Origin of the sequence: Marinobacter sp. es.042 (genome assembly GCF_900188315.1) — a bacterium.
Lineage (GTDB): Bacteria > Pseudomonadota > Gammaproteobacteria > Pseudomonadales > Oleiphilaceae > Marinobacter.
The window spans coordinates 3,292,997-3,310,129 of record NZ_LT897781.1 but is presented as its reverse complement, the minus strand read 5'-3'; the positions used below and the strand labels follow the sequence as shown (position 1 = coordinate 3,310,129).

At 59.6% G+C, this 17,133-nt stretch carries 12 protein-coding genes; 3 read left to right on the top strand and 9 right to left on the bottom strand.

Annotated elements, in window-relative coordinates:
* Window positions 1-20: 20 nt before the first annotated feature.
* From CFB02_RS15310 to CFB02_RS15275, 8 genes are all read right to left on the bottom strand, one after another.
* Complete coding sequence (locus CFB02_RS15310; protein WP_088558684.1) at window positions 21-644, bottom strand: MarC family protein; 624 nt, start codon at window positions 642-644, stop codon at window positions 21-23.
* Window positions 645-759: 115 nt separating this feature from the next.
* The gene (locus tag CFB02_RS15305) at window positions 760-1,713 is read right to left on the bottom strand and encodes a transglutaminase family protein (protein WP_088558683.1); all 954 of its coding nucleotides are present in this window, start codon (window positions 1,711-1,713) and stop codon (window positions 760-762) included.
* Window positions 1,714-1,723: 10 nt separating this feature from the next.
* Window positions 1,724-4,228, bottom strand: coding sequence for a circularly permuted type 2 ATP-grasp protein (locus CFB02_RS15300; RefSeq protein WP_088558682.1), 2,505 nt, complete (start codon window positions 4,226-4,228; stop codon window positions 1,724-1,726).
* 89 nt (window positions 4,229-4,317) lie between these two features.
* Window positions 4,318-7,617: a DUF2126 domain-containing protein gene (locus CFB02_RS15295; protein WP_088558681.1), complete on the bottom strand. Its 3,300-nt coding sequence runs from the start codon at window positions 7,615-7,617 to the stop codon at window positions 4,318-4,320.
* A gap of 35 nt (window positions 7,618-7,652) precedes the next feature.
* Entirely contained in the window at window positions 7,653-8,591 is a 939-nt protein-coding gene (locus CFB02_RS15290; protein ID WP_088558680.1) for an alpha-E domain-containing protein, read from the bottom strand.
* A 1-nt stretch (window position 8,592) separates the two neighbouring features.
* A complete protein-coding gene (locus CFB02_RS15285) occupies window positions 8,593-10,053 on the bottom strand; it encodes a circularly permuted type 2 ATP-grasp protein (RefSeq protein WP_088558679.1) in 1,461 nt (486 codons plus the stop codon).
* A 14-nt stretch (window positions 10,054-10,067) separates the two neighbouring features.
* Entirely contained in the window at window positions 10,068-11,129 is a 1,062-nt protein-coding gene (locus CFB02_RS15280) for a putative zinc-binding metallopeptidase (protein ID WP_088558678.1), read from the bottom strand.
* Window positions 11,130-11,245: 116 nt separating this feature from the next.
* Complete coding sequence (locus CFB02_RS15275) at window positions 11,246-12,829, bottom strand: flavin-containing monooxygenase (protein WP_088558677.1); 1,584 nt, start codon at window positions 12,827-12,829, stop codon at window positions 11,246-11,248.
* Window positions 12,830-12,999: 170 nt separating this feature from the next.
* Between CFB02_RS15275 and CFB02_RS15270 the strand changes: the two genes are divergently transcribed.
* The 3 genes from CFB02_RS15270 (at window position 13,000) to pntB (ending at window position 16,741) form a co-directional block, all read left to right on the top strand.
* Complete coding sequence (locus CFB02_RS15270) at window positions 13,000-13,632, top strand: TetR family transcriptional regulator (RefSeq protein WP_088559270.1); 633 nt, start codon at window positions 13,000-13,002, stop codon at window positions 13,630-13,632.
* Window positions 13,633-13,759: 127 nt separating this feature from the next.
* A complete protein-coding gene (locus CFB02_RS15265; protein ID WP_088559269.1) occupies window positions 13,760-15,337 on the top strand; it encodes a Re/Si-specific NAD(P)(+) transhydrogenase subunit alpha in 1,578 nt (525 codons plus the stop codon).
* 12 nt (window positions 15,338-15,349) lie between these two features.
* Window positions 15,350-16,741, top strand: a complete 1,392-nt coding sequence (gene pntB, locus CFB02_RS15260) for a Re/Si-specific NAD(P)(+) transhydrogenase subunit beta (RefSeq protein WP_088558676.1) — start codon at window positions 15,350-15,352, stop codon at window positions 16,739-16,741.
* Between the two features lie 30 nt (window positions 16,742-16,771).
* On the opposite strand, the gene bamE is transcribed toward pntB, so the two are convergent.
* On the bottom strand, window positions 16,772-17,077 hold the full coding sequence (gene bamE, locus CFB02_RS15255; protein ID WP_088558675.1) for an outer membrane protein assembly factor BamE: 306 nt from the start codon (window positions 17,075-17,077) through the stop codon (window positions 16,772-16,774).
* Window positions 17,078-17,133: the final 56 nt, after the last annotated feature.

Sequence of the window (17,133 nt, the reverse complement as noted above, 5' to 3'; positions counted from 1 at the left end):
TAAGACGAACTCTCAGCACCCTAGGTAGAAGCAATAAACCCCGCAATACCTGTAAGCACGATTTCAGCCGCCATGGCCGAGAGGATCAGACCACTGATCTTGGACATGATGTTCAGGCCGGTCTTGCCCAGCACCTTCTCCAGGTAGCCCGACAGGTGCAGCAGCACCGCGAGGATCAACAGGCTCGATACCAGCCCGAGAAGCCCGCCTGCCACTTCGGATACCCGGTTAAGCTCGGCGCCATACACCATGATCGCACCAATCGTGGCCGGCCCAATCATCACCGGAATGGCCAACGGCACAACGGCAATGTCATCGCGATCCTCATCGGGCAATCCGGTGGCGTGATTTCGGGTACCACTGGTCACAAGGCTGATGGCGGTCAGGAACAGCAGGCTACCGGCACCGATCCGGAACGAATTGAGGGTAATGCCAATTGCGCTGAACAGCAGCGGGCCGGCAAAGAACAGAATCACGCCCATCATAAAGGCCGAAACGCAGGCTCGGCGGATAATCGACGTCTTCTCGGTTGCCGGCAGGCCCCGGGTCAACGCCAGGAACATGGTCACCACGAAAAACGGTGCCAGCAGGAACAGGAAGCGAATGGTGCTGCTGATGTAAGTCGAGAAAAACGTTTCAATCATTCCGTGTCGTCCAGGTGCCATCGAAAGCCCGCAAGCATAGCTTGCTACTGTGCACTCTGCCGTAAGGAAGTGAACGTATGGATAAGCTTAACCATAGCCGGACGGGTGGATTCGGTTAAGTCGACAGTTCTTCCAGATAGGTTTCGCCGTCGCCGTACAGGGAGGCGAACTCCTCCTCGGGCACCACGGTCACGGCAATCTCCGGTTCATGTCCACCACCGCCCAGCAGGACACCCCGCATCGGTGTGATATCGGAAAAGTCCCTGCCCCAGCCGAGGGTAATGTGTTCCAGATCCGGCCTCAGGGCATTCGTAGGATCCAGTTCCAGCCAACCAAAATCCGGCACAAAGACGGCCACCCACGCATGGGTGGCATCTGCACCGACGAGTCGCTCCTTGCCCTCGGGCGGATGGGTCAGGATATACCCGCTCATGTAACGCGCGGCCAGGCCCACCGAGCGCAGGCAGGCAATCATGATATGGGAGAAATCCTGGCAGACCCCGCGACGGGCCTTGAACGCCTGCTCGACCGGGGTGAAGGTTTCCGTCGCCGTTGCATCGAAGCTGAAATCGCGATGAATCATCCGCATCAGGGCATCGGCCGCCTCCACCAGCGGCCGCCCCGGAAGGAACGCCTCCCGGGCATAGGCGGCGTACTGGGAATCAATGGGCACATTGGTGGAGACAAACCGGAACGCCGTGGCCTGAAGATGGTCCGGCGGGAACTTCCTGTCGGCGCGGTACCGCAGGCTGTCACGCACGGTTTCCCAGGGTACTTTTGCAGCGGCTGCCGAGGGCTTCGGACGTTCACGAAGCTCCACCCAGAATTCGCTGATGATCTCCAGGTACTCGTGGTCGGCGGTGAAATGAATCTTGGTAATCCGGTTGCCAAAGCAGTCCAGGAAGGAACGCCTTGCAGAGGGTTCCGGTGAGATCGCCAGGTGATGCTCAAGATTCCGCTGCCAGGGCAACGCCCGCGGCGTGAGCCTCAACAAATGGTGGGACTCCCCCACCACCTGATCATACTGGTAGAGGGTATCATGACGCACATGGTAACGGACAAATGTCATGACAGACGCCTCAATCCGGGTTCACAGACCGGTCGGAATACCGGGTGTGAATAAAACACTGCCGCTGGATTTCATCAGAGACACGATAGGCCTCCGACCGGATGTCACACAATAGCTCCGCCAGGGCTTCACAGGCTTTATCCGGGCGCTTACGCTCAAACGGATGCAAATCAAGCGCTCGCAGCCGCTGCAGCGATTCGTTCAGATCCGGCGGAAACAGCTGGCCGGTTTTACGCCCCATCTCCGGCAGGTCCTTCTGCAGCTGGCGCAGCTGGAACATCACCGAATGAGGATTGCTTGCGTCTATCACCAGGGTATGGAGTACCCCCAGAAGCTCTGGTGTCCGACGGTACCGGGTGCGGTAGGTGACTTCCGAGTTGGCCACTTCCAGCAACCATTCTAGCATGGCATGGCGGCTGAACCGGTCGCTGAACAGGGGCACGCAAATCAGCGTACAGAGATTGGCCAGTCGCTCCAGGCGCCGGCCGATCACGAGGAAAACCCAGCTGGCATCCCGCGTAATGTCATCCATCGCAAAGCCCGCCAGGGAGATGCAGTCCAGCAACACCAGGTTCAGTGCCCGAATCGACCGGTCCGGCGTGGTTGGCGCCGGGCTCAGGGGCTTGCCCACCCGATTGAGCGTGTGCCAGTTGTCGGAAGACAGACGGTCCCGGACCTGGCTGGCATTGAACAACAGGGCCTGGAGAATCGACGCGATCGAACCCGGAAATTGCAGGTCACTCACCGCTCTCAACAACGCCTCGGGAAGCGGCTCGGGGACCGCATCTTCTTCGGGCTCCGGAAGGGTCCCGAATTGCTCGGCTGCCTGTTGCAGCCCGAGCAAGGCTTCTTCACTGGCCTGATCATGGCCCGACAGGCGGTTGAACGCCGCCCGCAATAAACGGGCAGTTCCCTCCGCCCGCTCCGAATGCCGGCCCATCCAGAACAGGTTTTCTCCCACCCTTGAGGGCGTGTCCCGCTCGCCGTCGAGCAGGTCAGACACCTGCAGCCGTTTCTTGATCAGTGACTTGGAGGGGGCCGTGTAGCGAGCCTGTACCCAGGTGTCCTTCGACAGCCCGCCCCGTTGCATGGAGATGACTTCCACACCCGCATCCATGGCGACCCGGGTCAGCCCGCCGGGCATGACCCGCCAGCCGGAAGGCGTGGCCGCCGCAAACAGCCGCAGGCCGATGGAACGGGTGGCCAGCGGCTGCTCCGGATCCCCCTTCCAGACCGGCGCCTGGGAAAGATGGACGAGTTCCTGGCCGACAAAGGCATGGGGATGGGCATGCATCTTCTTGATCAGGGCGTCCCGCTCTGCACCTTTCACCTGGTAACCGAACACCGGCTCCATTCGCATGCTCGCGAAGGCCGGTTTAATGACCAGCTCATCCAGGTGCTCGATGACATATTCCAGAGCCGGTTTCTCACCACACCACCAGGACGCCACTGACGGCATGATCAACGGCGACCCCAGCAGCTTTTTCGAAATCTCCGGCAGGAAGCCGAACAACGCGGCACTCTCGAGAACGCCTGATCCGAGGGCATTTGCCATCAGAACCTTGCCTGCCCGCACCGCTCCCAGAAGCCCGGGAATCCCCAGCACGGAATCGGCGCGGAGCTCCAGCGGATCACAGAAGCCATCGTCCAGCCGGCGATAGATCGCGTGCACCCGCCGAAGACCCTGGAGGGTTTTCAGGTAGACGGTGTCATCACGCACGGTCAGATCCTGGCCCTCGACCAGCGGCAAACCCAGGTAACGGGCCAGGAACACATGTTCGAAATAGGTTTCGTTGAAACGGCCCGGAGTCAGCAGAACGCAAAGCGGTGACTCGGTTCCGGCTGGCGACATGCCCGCCAGACTGTTCTGGAAACCCTGGAAGAATTCAGAAAGGTTGGTTACCGGCAGGTTGTGGAATGGCGCCGGGAACGCCCGGGAAATCACCAGCCGGTTCTGAAGGGCGTAACCGGCGCCGGAGGGCGCCTGGGTACGGTCGGCCATCACCCACCAACCGCCGTCTGGTGCGCGCGCCAGATCCACGGCATACAGATGCAGGAACCGGCCCCCGGCAGGCTGAATCCCCTGGCAGGGCCACTGGAAACCCGCCTGCCCATAGACCAGGGCCGGAGGCATCAGACCTTCTTTTAACAGCGACTGCTCGCCGTAAAGATCGGCCAGAACGCTGTCCAGGAGCTCTGCACGCTGGGCGACGGCTTTCGAGAGCCATTGCCACTCATCGGCGCCCAACACCAGCGGCAGCAGATCCACCTCCCAGGGTCGGGTATCGCCGCGGGGATCTTCATAGACGTTGTAGGTTACGCCATCTTCGGCGATGGCATTGGAAACCGCCTGAGCCCTGAGGTTGAGACCGGCGACAGACTCAAGGTTCAGCTGCTGCAACAACGGCCGCCAGTGCGACTTGGGCCCGGAACCCTCGGTGCCAAGCTCATCAAACCGGTCCGGCACCGGATGGTACTGGCGGAGGATGTCAGTAACTGCTTGCTGCTTCGCCACCTTGAATTCAGGCTCCGTTAGTCAGTGAGCTGGAAGCATAGCCGCTTTCTACTCTCCGGAGCCAGCATCAAACCACACGTCCAGGCATCTTATTTGTGATATCGCAGATCCAGGGTGAACGGGAACTCCCGGTGCTCCGGAACCGGCCGCAGGGGTTGTTGCCCCGAGCTGTGTCCCATCCGGAAGAAGCGCGCCATGCGGCGGCCTTCCGCTTCGAACGAGTTCACCGGCAAAGTTTCGAAATTCCGGCCACCGGGGTGGGTCACGTGATATTCACAGCCGCCCAGGCTGCGTTCGTTCCAGGTGTCCACGATATCAAACACCAAAGGCCCATCCACGCCAATGGTCGGGTGCATGCACTGGGATGGCTGCCAGGCCCGGTACCGGACGCCGGCGACCGATTCACCCACCATCCCTGTTGGCTGAAGCGGCAGAGGCACCTGATTGCAGGTAATCTGGTAACGATCCGGGGCAGCGCCGCGTACCTTCACCTGCAAACGCTCGAGGGAAGAATCCACGTAGCGGGCGGTGCCGCCGATCGCGCCGTGTTCCCCGGTCACATGCCAAGGCTCCAGAGCCGAGCGCAGCTCAAGGGTTATGCCCTTGACCTTGTAATCGCCGATTCGGGGGAACCGGAACTCGAAATGGGGCGCGAACCACTCGCTCTCGAGCGGGTAACCCTGGGCCTTCATATCGTCGATGACGTCCTCGAAGTCCTGCCAGACATAGTGAGGCAGCAGGAACCGGTCGTGCAGCTCGGTTCCCCAGCGCACCAGCCCGCTGGGTTTGTAGGGCTGCTCCCAGAATCGGGCCACCAGCGCCCGCAGCAGCAATTGCTGGGTCAGGCTCATGCGGGCATGGGGTGGCATCTCGAAGGCCCGCAACTCGAGCAGACCGTGACGCCCACCCGGGCCGTCCGGGGAATAGAGCTTGTCGATACAGAACTCGGCCCTGTGGGTATTGCCGGTGACGTCCGTAAGCAGGTCCCGAAGCAAACGGTCCACCACCCAGGGTGCGACTTTTTTGCCCACAGGGCATAACCGCTCCATCTCCCTGAACGCCAGCTCCATCTCGAACACATGGTCGTTGCGCGCCTCATCAATCCGTGGCGCCTGGGAGCTGGGGCCGATGAATAGGCCGGAGAACAGGTAAGACAGGCTGGGATGGTTATGCCAGTAGCTGATCAGGCTCCGCAAAAGATCCGGGCGGCGCAGAAACGGAGAATCTTCCGCTTTCGCGGAACCGAGAACAAAGTGGTTGCCACCACCGGTGCCGGTATGGCGACCGTCCATCATGAACTTCTCGGAGGTCAGCCGACACTCATACGCGTCCGCGTAGAGAGTCTCTGTCTGTTCAACCAGCTCATCCCAGGTTCGAACCGGCTGCACATTCACTTCGATCACCCCGGGGTCCGGCGTGATCCGGAAATGACTCAACCGCGGGTCCGAAGGCGGCTCGTACCCCTCCAACAGGACCGGCTGCTGTAGCTCCGCGGCCGTTTTCTCGATCGCTGACACCAGGGCAAGGTAGGGCTCCAGCTCCTCCAACGGCGGCATGAAGATGCGAAGAATGCCTTCCCGGGGCTCCACACACAGGGCCGTTCGGACAATCTCGGGTGCTGACTTTCCTTTTGCGGGAGGCTCCCGCTCCGGAGACGACTGGCCGGCCTGGCCACTGTTCCATTGCCGGATCTCTTCGCTGCCGGGCAAAGGGCCGCGGGGCGCAAAGGGATCCTGCTCGTGTATCCAGGGGTAATCCGCTTCTTCCACCCAGGGCTGGCTGTCCAGGGGCAGCCGGTGGCCCATGGGTGAGCCGCCCGGAATCAGATAACAGCGCTGGCTGCGCAGGAACCAGGGGCCGGTTTCCCATTCGTGTCCCTTTTCGGAGACACGCAGGGGGAGCACGTAGCCCACAGGCTCATCCAGACCCCGGCTGAAAATCTGCTGCAGCTGCTTGCGCTCCAGGGCATTCTCGAGTTTCGCATCGAAAGGATCGACGTTGACCGGCAGACGTCGTTCCCGCCACAAGTAATAAAAGGCATCCTCGAACCCCGGGAACAGCTGTTTTTCATCAACACCAAGCTTTTTCGCCAGGGCCGACAAAAACCTGTGAGCATCTTCCGGGCTTGCGTTGCCTTCGATGCGCTCATCCGCCAGCCAGCGCTCGTCCCGCCAGATTGGCTCGCCGTCCTTGCGCCAGTAACAGTTCAGGGACCACCGGGGCAGCGGCTCACCCGGATACCACTTTCCCTGCCCGAAATGAACCAGCCCGCCAGCGCCGTAGCGGTCCCGCATCCGGTGATAGAGCTCGATGGCCTTCTTGCGCTTGGTGGGGCCCATGGCCTCGGTGTTCCACTCCGGCTCGTCCCGGTCGTGATTCGCCACGAAGGTAGGCTCACCGCCCTGGGTCAGACGTACATCCAGTTCTGTCAGACGCTGGTCCACGTCATGGCCCAGCCCAACGATGCGCTGCCACTGGGCCTCGGTATAGGGTTTGGTCACCCTAGGTGCTTCCCAGATGCGCTGGACGCTCATCTGGTGCTCGAACTCGACCCCGCACTCCTCAACCATGCCGGTAATCGGCGCCGCCGAGGACGGATCCGGGCTGCAGGCCAGTGGGATATGCCCTTCTCCGGCAAACAAGCCGGAGGTAGGGTCCAGCCCCACCCAACCCGCGCCGGGCAGAAAGACCTCGCACCAGGCGTGCAGATCGGTGAAGTCTTCCTCAGCGCCCGAGGGACCATCCAGTGCTTTCTGGTCTGCCTTGAGCTGAATCAGATAGCCGGACACAAAGCGCGCCGCCAGCCCCAGATGCCGAAGCGTCTGCACCAGCAACCAGGTCGAATCCCGACAGGAGCCGGAGCCCTTTTTCAGGGTTTCTTCCGGGGTCTGTACACCTGGCTCCATCCGGATCAGGTAATCAACGCGATCAGCAAGACTCTGGTTCACACCCACCAGGAAATCCACGCTGGGGGTTTCCTTGCGGTCTATGGTGGCCATCCACTTACGGAATTCCGGTGTTTCCGGCAGTTTCTGTAAATAAGGCGCCAGCTCTGCCGTCTGCCAGTCCTCGTAGTCGAAAGGAATGGTCTCCGCTCTGGGTTCCAGAAAGAAATCGAACGGGTTGATCACGGCCATCTCGGCAACCAGGTCCACCGTGATCTTCAGCTCGCCCGTTTTTTCGGGGAACACCAGGCGGGCCAGGTAATTGGCCTGCGGGTCCTGTTGCCAGTTAAGAAAATAACCGTCGGGTTCGACCTTCAGCGAGTAGCTGAGGATGCGGGTTCTCGCATGCGGACAGGGACGCAAACGAACTATCTGGGGCCCAAGGGTGATCGGGCGCTCATAGCAATAGTGGGTGGTATGGCTCAGGGCAACATGAATCGACATTGAACCTATCTCGCAGGCGAATGAAATTAGGAGTTTCAGGCTGTCTCGTAGACAGGAAACCAGGTCTCTGCAATGTCCTCGTGGAGCTCGCCAATCTCCAACTGCAGGTTTTCCAGGAACAGGATCACGTCTTCCTTGCGGATCAGCGCATCCACGTCGCCCTCCCGGGTGTGACGTACCGCCTGCAACGCGGTGCGTAACGGAATCTCGTTCCTTGGTAGGCGCCCGAGCGCGTTGGCCACTTCGCTGAGGCTGTGCAACACCGACCGCGGGAACGGCTCGTTCTGCAGCAGGAAGCGAATAACCAGGGGCCCGCTGACCTTGCGCCGGACATTGTGCCGGTACATCTGGAACGCGCTCTGATAACGCAGCACACTGGTCCACAACAGCCCGCCATAGGTTTCGGTGCCATCCCAGCCATCGAGGAACTGAAGGGCGCCCACTTCAATCTGCCGTGTGGCCATGTCCGCCCGCTCAAGGTTGCGGCCTACCCGGATGAAGTCATACCCCTCATCGTGACTCATGCAACCGGCCAGCAAACCATTGAGCATCTGGCAGCGACCCACGATTTCATTGAGGAATTCGTACCTCGCCCGCTTACCAACCCCCTGGTCTATGTGCTCCAGGATGTACCGGTACAGCTCGTTGATCACCTCCCAGGCGTCGGTTGGAATCTGGTCCCGGGTGGTGCGCACGTTCTCCCGGGCAGCCTTGATACAGGAGGCAATGGAGCTCGGGTTGTAGCCATCCGCCATCAGAAATTTCACGCAATTACGTTCATCAGCGCGCTGATGGTGCTGATCAAACAAGGCGCCCATGCCCGTCACCGCCACCAGTCCCTTCCAGGACAACTGAGTTTCCCGGGGCATGTCCAGAGACAGCGAATTAAAGGCCATGATCATCCGGGCGTTGTTCTCGGCCCGCTCAAGGTATCGGGCCATCCAGTACAGTCGTTCCGCTACACGTGACAGCACATCAATTCTCCTCGTCCACGATCCAGGTATCCTTGCTTCCACCGCCCTGGGACGAATTCACCACCAGGGAGCCTTTTCGCATCGCCACCCGCGTGAGCCCGCCGGCCGTAACGTAGGTTCTCACGCCCTGCAGCACAAAAGGCCGAAGATCCAGGTGTCGGGGCGCCAGGCCCTCGTCGCACAGGGTTGGCGCCACAGAGAGACTCAGTGTGGGTTGGGCAATGTAATTACGCGGGTTCTTCTTGATGAGGCGCGCGAACTCGGTGCGCTGTTTCTTGGTGGAATGCGGCCCCACCAGCATGCCATAGCCCCCGGACTCGTTCGCGGGCTTGACCACCAGCTCGTCGAGATGATCAAGGACATACTCCTGATCCTGCTTGTTCACACACATGTAGGTGGGCACGTTCGGGATGATCGGTTCCTCATCCAGGTAGTAACGGATCATGTCCGGCACGAAGGCGTAGATCACCTTGTCGTCGGCCACGCCGGCACCCGGTGCATTGGCGAGGCCAACCTTGCCATTGCGCCAGGCTCGCATCAGACCGGGCACGCCCAGGGTGGAATCGGCGCGGAACTCTTCCGGATCGAGGAAATCGTCATCAATGCGGCGATAGATCACATCCACACGTTCCAGCCCTTCAACCGTGCGCATGTAGACACAGTCATCCTCGCCAACCACCAGATCGGCCCCCTCGACCAGTTCAGCGCCCATGCGCTGGGCCAGGAAGGAATGCTCGAAATAGGCGGAGTTGAAAATACCCGGTGTGAGCACCGCAATCTTCGGGTGGTCCTGAGGCCGGGGCGAAATCGACGCCAGCATGTCGAACAACTGGTTGGTGTAGTCATCCACCGGCAGGATATTGGTGTTATCGAACAACTCCGGGAACACCCGTTTGGTCAGCTGCCGGTTCTCCAGCATGTAGGAGACACCAGAGGGAACCCGAAGGTTGTCTTCAAGGACATACACGGTGCCGTCTTTGTCACGCACCAGATCGGATCCGCAGATATGCGCCCAAACCCCCAATGGCGGCGTAAAACCCCGACACTGCTCGCGGAAGTTCTTCGAGTTGGCGAACACATACTTCGGGATCACCTTGTCCTTGACGATGTTCTGGTCGTTGTAGATGTCGTTGATGAACATATTGAGGGCTTTCAGACGCTGCGCCAGGCCCCGCTCGATGGCTTCCCACTCCCTGAGCGAGATAACCCGTGGAATGATGTCGAAAGGCCAGGCCCGATCGATGTTTTCGCCCTCACTGTAGATGGTGAAGCTGATCCCCATCTCCAGTATCGCCAGTTCGGCCGCCTGCTGGCGTGCCTGGATCTCCTCGGAACCGAGATTGCCCAGATAGTCGGTAATAGCCGTGGCCGCAGGCCGGGGCTTGCCCTTCGCGGCAATCAGTTCATCGAAAAAGTCATTGGGATCGTAGTTTTTCCAGTCAATCGATTTGTTCTTTTTCATTTGGGGTCCTTTCATTAACCACCGTGAGCTATTCGGTGTACCAGGCGGAGCTTTTCCACCACCGGATCGGCAAGCACGAAGGGGTAGGCGTCCTCATGCCCCATGCTTCGGTTCAGGCTGTTGAGCGCAAGCGTCAGGGGTAACCAGTGCTTGATCAGGGCATCGAAATCGTCAGCCTGGTAGGGATCAAACGCAGGGTCTGGTTCGCTGTTCATTACCGGGCGCTGCCGGGCATTCACTCGCATCCCGAACTGCCAGGCTGTTTCTAATGTATCCACCATATGCAGGTAATGTGCCCAGGTCTCTGCCCAGTCTTCCCAAGCGTGGCTGCTGGCATAGGCGCTGATGTACCAGCTCTGCCAGTCACCGGGCGGGCCGTACTGGTAATGCTGGTCCATAGCCTGTTTGTAGTCTCTGGTATCGTCCCCGAACATCTCGCGCACTGGGCCAAGCCAGGGGCCGGTTCGGACCAGCAGGTCCCAGTAGTAGTGGCCGGATTCGTGGCGAAAGTGCCCCAAAACAGTGCGATAGGGTTCGGCCATCTGGCTCCGCATACGCTCGCGCTCTACGGGGTCAGCCTCCGCTATGTTCATGGTTATCACACCATTGGCGTGGCCGGTTTTTACTTTCGCGCGTTCGTCGAACATCGCCGGCTGGTCAGCCAGAAAATCAAATGCAAGCCCGTACTGGTCCTCATTACGGGGTTCGCAGGGCAGCCCAAGGCGCAACACTGAATACACCAGACGCCGTTTTTCCTTCTCCAGACGCCGCCAGAGATCGTTGTTCTTCGGGATGCTGAGATCGGGGATAGTGCGGTTCAGTCGGCAGGCGACACAGAAGGTATGGGAGTCCGGAGAAGGGATCAGCCAGTTGCAGGCACCCTGGCTCTGATAGTTGCCACAAAGCCTGTAGAGGTCGCCCCGGGCGACGGCCGCCCAGGTGCCATCATCGTTTGGCTCGATAGCCAGCAAGTCCATGACATCCGGCGCGAAGCCGAGGCTTGCTCCGCAACTGGTACAGCAGCTGTTTTCGAAGTACAGCAGGTTGGCGCATCGGCCGCAGTGAAACAGCTTCATTGGGGGACATCCTTGGCCGATACCGGCAAGACCGTTGCCTTAAGTATTGGCCATCCGGGCCAAAACGCAACTTATCCACCGTCAAAAGGCGTCTGAATGCCCCCGCTGATCCGACGCTAGACCGCCATGGCAGGATCAACTCCGGCGACGCTGTCACTGGTGCCTTTACACAGGTACTGCTCTGCGTCAAATCGCCGTGTCTGGTTCCGGAACTGCCAGGTAAAACCCGGCCACAGCGTCGTGTTCCTGCCGTTTTCGTTGACATACCAGCTCTTGCACCCGGTCTGCCATACGGAATCGCCCAGCTTGGCATGAATGGAAGCGTTGTAACGGCTCTGGGCGTCCTGCCGCACTTCCAGGGTGCTCCATTGATGCCGCTGCATTTGTTTGAGGGCATCCAGCACATACTGAATCTGGCTCTCAATCATGTACACCATGGAGCTGTGGCCGAGGCCGGTATTCGGCCCCATCAGCATGAAGAAATTCGGGAAGCCACTGATGGTGGTGCCTTTATACGCTTCGGCGCCATCCTTCCAGGCGTCCAGCAGATCCTCACCATTACGGCCAAAGATCATGCCCGCGGGAATCGGGTCCTGGGCTCGGAAACCGGTGCCGTAGATGATGCAATCCACCTGGCGCATGTTGCCCTGACCATCGATCACGGTGTTGCCCTGCACCTCACGGATACCATCGGTCACCACATCCACATGGTCCTGGGCCAGTGCCGGGTAGTAGTTGTTGGAAATCAGCACCCGTTTGCAGCCGAAATGGAAATCCGGGGTAACCTTTTTGCGCAAGGCCTTGTCCGGAATCTGGTTGCGAATATGCCGGCGGGCCTGCAGTTCACCCAGCTTCAGAATACGCGGGTTGCCCACAAAGCCCAGTACCCGCGCCTCAAGCGACCAGTAAATACTCTGCCTGAACGCATTGAGTGTTTCTGGGAACAACCGGAACAGCCGTTTCTCCATTGGTCGGATGGCACGGTCCGGCTTGGGCATGATCCACGGAGGTGTGCGCTGGTACAGATCGACCTTCGCCGCCTGCTTCGCCACTTCCGGAACAAACTGAATGGCCGACGCTCCGGTGCCAATCACCGCTACCCGCTTGCCGTTCAGGTCGTAGTCGTGATCCCAGTCCTTGGAGTGGAAACGCTTGCCCGTGAAGGACTCAATCCCCTCTATCTCCGGATACGCCGGCGTGCTCAATCCCCCCATTCCGGAAACGAGGATATCGGCCCTCAAGGTACTGAATTCCGGCAGCCCCTTATCGGTTCGATCCAACCGGTCTCCCGGCTTCACGCCTCTCTCCTGCATGTACGCCCAAAGCGCCGGACTATCACAGGTCTCAACAACCCACCGTTGATGGTTCTCATCAAATCGCGCCCCGGCCACATGGGTGTTCAGCCGGATATGCTTCATCAGTCCGTATTTCTCGGCACAATGCTTCAGGTAGGCCTTGATCTCACTTTGCTGGGCATACATCCGGCTCCAGTTCGGGTTCTGCTCGAAGGAGAAGGAGTAGAGTGCAGACTGAACGTCACAGGCACACCCCGGGTAATGATTCTGGTGCCAGGTGCCGCCGATGTCGTCGCTTTGTTCAAAGATCACGAAGTCGTTGTAACCGGCTTCCTTGAGTTTGATAGCCATGCCCAGGCCGGAGAAGCCGGTGCCGATGATGGCGATCTGTGTGTTCTGTGTCATTGCTGCACTCCTGCTGGCCTTGTCTGTTGTTGTCCGGCGGGTCATCATGGCCGGTAGACATATGTATACACAGGTGGGTATACAGCCGTATACCAACGGAGCAGCGAATGGCCTGCGTTGACTAATACTTGGCCCCGCCTGCAGGCCCGATCTCCAAAAATGAGAAAAAGATGAGCGTAATAACCGGCGGAAAGCTGAAACTCATTCAGGCTGCACTTCGGCTGATTACCGAAACCCGGAGCCTGACATCGCTGGGATTGCGGGAACTGGCCCGGGAGGCGGGGCTGAATCCGAACACGTTTTACCGGCACTTCAAGAGCCTCGATGAATTCGGGCTAACGGTACTGGGTTACATTGCCGAGGAGATGAAAGCCGGAGTACGGGACTTGCGCCAGATGGCCGATTCGTCGGAACAGGCGTCGCGGGATACGGTGGCCTTCGTTTACCACTATTTCCTGGCCAATCCGGCGGCCATCACTGTCGCTGTCCGGGAACTTCACGGCCCCTCGCCGGTACTGCGTCGTGCGCTCGAATCCCAGCTGGAAGCGAGCGCCCAAGAGATGGCCGAGGATATTATCGAGCGTCAACTGGTCAGCGACCTGCCACCGGAGACTATTCATGAAATATCCCGCATGACCATTCGGTACATTCTGTTCCGGGCGATGGACTACATCGAGAAACCGGCACAGCGGGAAACCATCCAGACCGAAACCGAGCGTTTCATCAACCGACAATTCCGGGGCGCCATTCTGGACGGCCTGTCGGAATCGTCGATTCAATCTCTGCGACACCGCCTTCCCTAGCCTTCGGTACCGTCATTTGACCGTAAAGGTTCTCATTTAGGTGTTTCTCAGCGAATCTGGTACCATCGTCGGCTACGTAAAAACCGAGATATCCATTGAGTCGGTCGTTCCGGAGGACGCGCTTAACATGAAAATCGGTATCCCCAAGGAAATTTTCGAGGATGAGAGGCGGGTGGCTGCAACGCCACCCTCTGTTCACAAATTAGTCGGACTTGGTTACGACGTCATCATGGAAGGAGGCGCCGGCGAGGCGGCCAACTACTCCGATGCTGCCTATGAAAAAGTGGGCGCAGCCATCGCAACAGACACCAGTTCGCTCTGGAAGGAAGCCGACTTCATTCTGAAAGTCCGCGCGCCCATGGAAAATCCGGCGCTGGGTAAACACGAAGCGGACCTCATGAAAGAGGGCGCGTTTCTGGTCAGCTACATCTGGCCAGCGCAAAACCCGGAACTCCTGGAAAAGCTGGCCGCCAGAAAGATTACCTCTTTTGCGATCGACAGCCTGCCCCGCATCAGCCGCGCCCAGAAGATGGACGCCCTCAGCGCCATGGCCAACATAGCCGGCTATCGGGCGGTGATCGAAGCGGCCAACCATTTCGGGCGTTTCTTTACCGGCCAGGTCACGGCTGCCGGCAAGGTGCCACCGGCCAAAATCATGGTGATCGGTGCCGGCGTTGCCGGCCTGGCAGCCATTGGTGCTGCCAACAGCATGGGCGCCATCGTGCGGGCCTTCGATACTCGCCTGGAAGTGAAAGAACAGGTTGAGAGCATGGGCGCCCAGTTCCTGATGCTGGACTTCGAAGACGAGGACGGCAGCGGCAGCGGCGGCTACGCCAAGCAGATGAGCGACGAGTTCATCAAGGCGGAAATGGAACTCTTCGCCGAGCAGGCCAAAGAGGTGGACATCATCATCACCACCGCTTTGATTCCCGGTAAGCCGGCGCCGAAGCTGATCACGGCAGACATGGTGAAATCCATGAAGCCCGGCAGCGTGATTGTGGATCTGGCGTCCGAACGGGGCGGCAACTGCGAGCTCACCGAGCCTGGCGAAGTGGCGCATGAGCACGGCGTAACCCTGATCGGCTACACCGACCTGCCCAGCCGCATGGCCAAGGTAGCCAGTGAGCTCTACGCCACCAACCTGGTGCATCTGCTGACCGAGCTGACACCCGAGAAAGACGGCAAACCCGTGGTGAACATGGAAGACGATGTCATCCGTGGTCTCACCGTTGTTCATGAAGACGACATCACCTGGCCACCACCACAACCGGAGGCACCGGTCAGTCCCAAGCCGGCACCGGGTACGGAGGAGCCGTCGGCCGCTGACAAGGCCGCCGCGAAGAAAGATGCCGATCGCAAGAGCCTGATCGGCAAAGGCGTCCTTCTGGCCGTAACCGCCCTGGCACTCTACGGGGTTGGCGCACACGCGCCGGAAAGCTTCCTGCAGCACTTTACCGTGTTTGTTCTGTCCTGCTTTATCGGTTGGCAGGTCATCTGGAATGTCACGCCTTCCCTGCATACGCCTCTTATGAGCGTAACCAACGCGATCAGTGGCATCATCGTGATCGGTGCGATTCTGCACCTGGCACAGGCGGAGAACATTGTCGTCGGGATCATGGCCTTTATCGCGGTGCTGATTGCCAGCATCAACGTAGGGGGCGGCTTCCGGGTCACCCATCGCATGCTCAAAATGTTCCGCAAGTAGGAGACGCCCGATATGAGCACAGGACTGGTGAGCGTGGCCTACGTGGTCGCAAGTATCTTGTTTATTCTCAGCCTTGGTGGCCTTAGCCACCAGACATCGGCACGACGAGGCAATCTCTACGGCGTCGCCGGTATTATCATCGCCGTGGGAGCCACCCTGGCCAGCGTTGACGGCGGCATCGTCTCGATCCTGGTGGCCGTGTTGCTGGGTGCCGGCATCGGCATTGCTATCGCCAACAAGGTGGAAATGACCCAGATGCCACAGCTGGTGGCCCTGCTTCACAGCTTTGTGGGCGCGGCAGCCGTGTTTGTCGGCTTTTCAGGCTACATCGAGCCTCTGATTGCAACCTCCGGCGCGGAGCACACCATCAAGCTGGTGGAAGTCTTCGTTGGCATCTTCATTGGTGCGGTGACCTTTACAGGTTCGCTGGTGGCCTGCGGCAAGCTTGATGGTCGCATCGACAGCAAGGCCCTGACCCTGCCCGGCCGGCACCTGATGAACCTGGCAGGCGTTATCGTCTGTGTCTTCCTCGGGGCCTGGTTCCTGGGTACCGACAGCATGGCCCTGGGCATCGTGGCGCTCGTTCTGATGACCGTCATTGCCTCGGTCCTCGGCATTCATCTGATCATGGCCATCGGCGGTGCCGACATGCCTGTGGTGGTCTCCATGCTCAACAGCTACTCCGGTTGGGCCGCAGCCTCCATCGGCTTCATGCTGGGCAACGATCTGCTGATTGTCGTTGGTGCCCTGGTGGGCAGCAGCGGTGCCATCCTCAGCTACATTATGTGCAAGGCCATGAACCGCTCGTTCATCAGCGTGATTCTCGGCGGCTTTGGCCAGACCAGCAGCAGCTCGGCTGCAGCCGATGCTGACCAGACCGTGCATGAATCCAGTGTGGATGAGGTCTGTGAAGAGCTGCGCAACGCCCAGTCGGTGATCATCGTGCCCGGTTATGGCATGGCGGTCGCGCAGGCCCAGAACGGCGTCAGCGAGATGACCAAGATCCTTCGGGACCGTGGCGTAAACGTGCGCTTCGGCATCCATCCGGTGGCCGGCCGCCTGCCAGGGCATATGAACGTACTGTTGGCGGAAGCCCACGTTCCTTATGACATCGTTCTGGAAATGGACGAACTCAATGATGATTTCCCGGATACCGACGTGGTGCTGGTTATTGGCGCCAACGACACCGTGAACCCGGCGGCAGCAGAAGATCCCGGTAGCCCGATCGCCGGCATGCCGGTGCTGGAGGTCTGGAAGGCTGGACAGGTTGTCGTGCTCAAGCGAGGCATGGCCACCGGCTATTCCGGCGTCGAGAATCCGCTGTTCTTCAAGGACAACACGCGCATGTTGTTCGGCGATGCCAAGGACAGCATCGACAAGCTGGTAGGAGGTTTGCGGGGCTGAAGGCAGCCCCGGGCCTGATCTTTTGCCAGTTTATTCAGTGGTGTTGTAGACGTAAGACGAGACCGTGCCCGCCTGGTTGAACCGAACAACCAGGTCGGTGGTTTCTGCATCACCAAAGGCAGACCACTTGTACTTGCCATAGGTCCAGGTGCGTTTGCCGTCTTCGATCCCGGTGCGCCACGGCTCGCCGAACATCTCCTGGATATCCGCCCGTGTGGTTTCACCGATCTGGATCTGGTCCACATTGTGGGTGGCGAAGTCTTTCCCAACGGTCGCACAGCCCACGATGGCCGAGATCATCAACGCCACCGACAGTGTTTTGATCGAACCAAGCATCGACATACCAATCCCTCATATCAGGGTGAATTTCGCCCATCATAACGTGTCTCTGA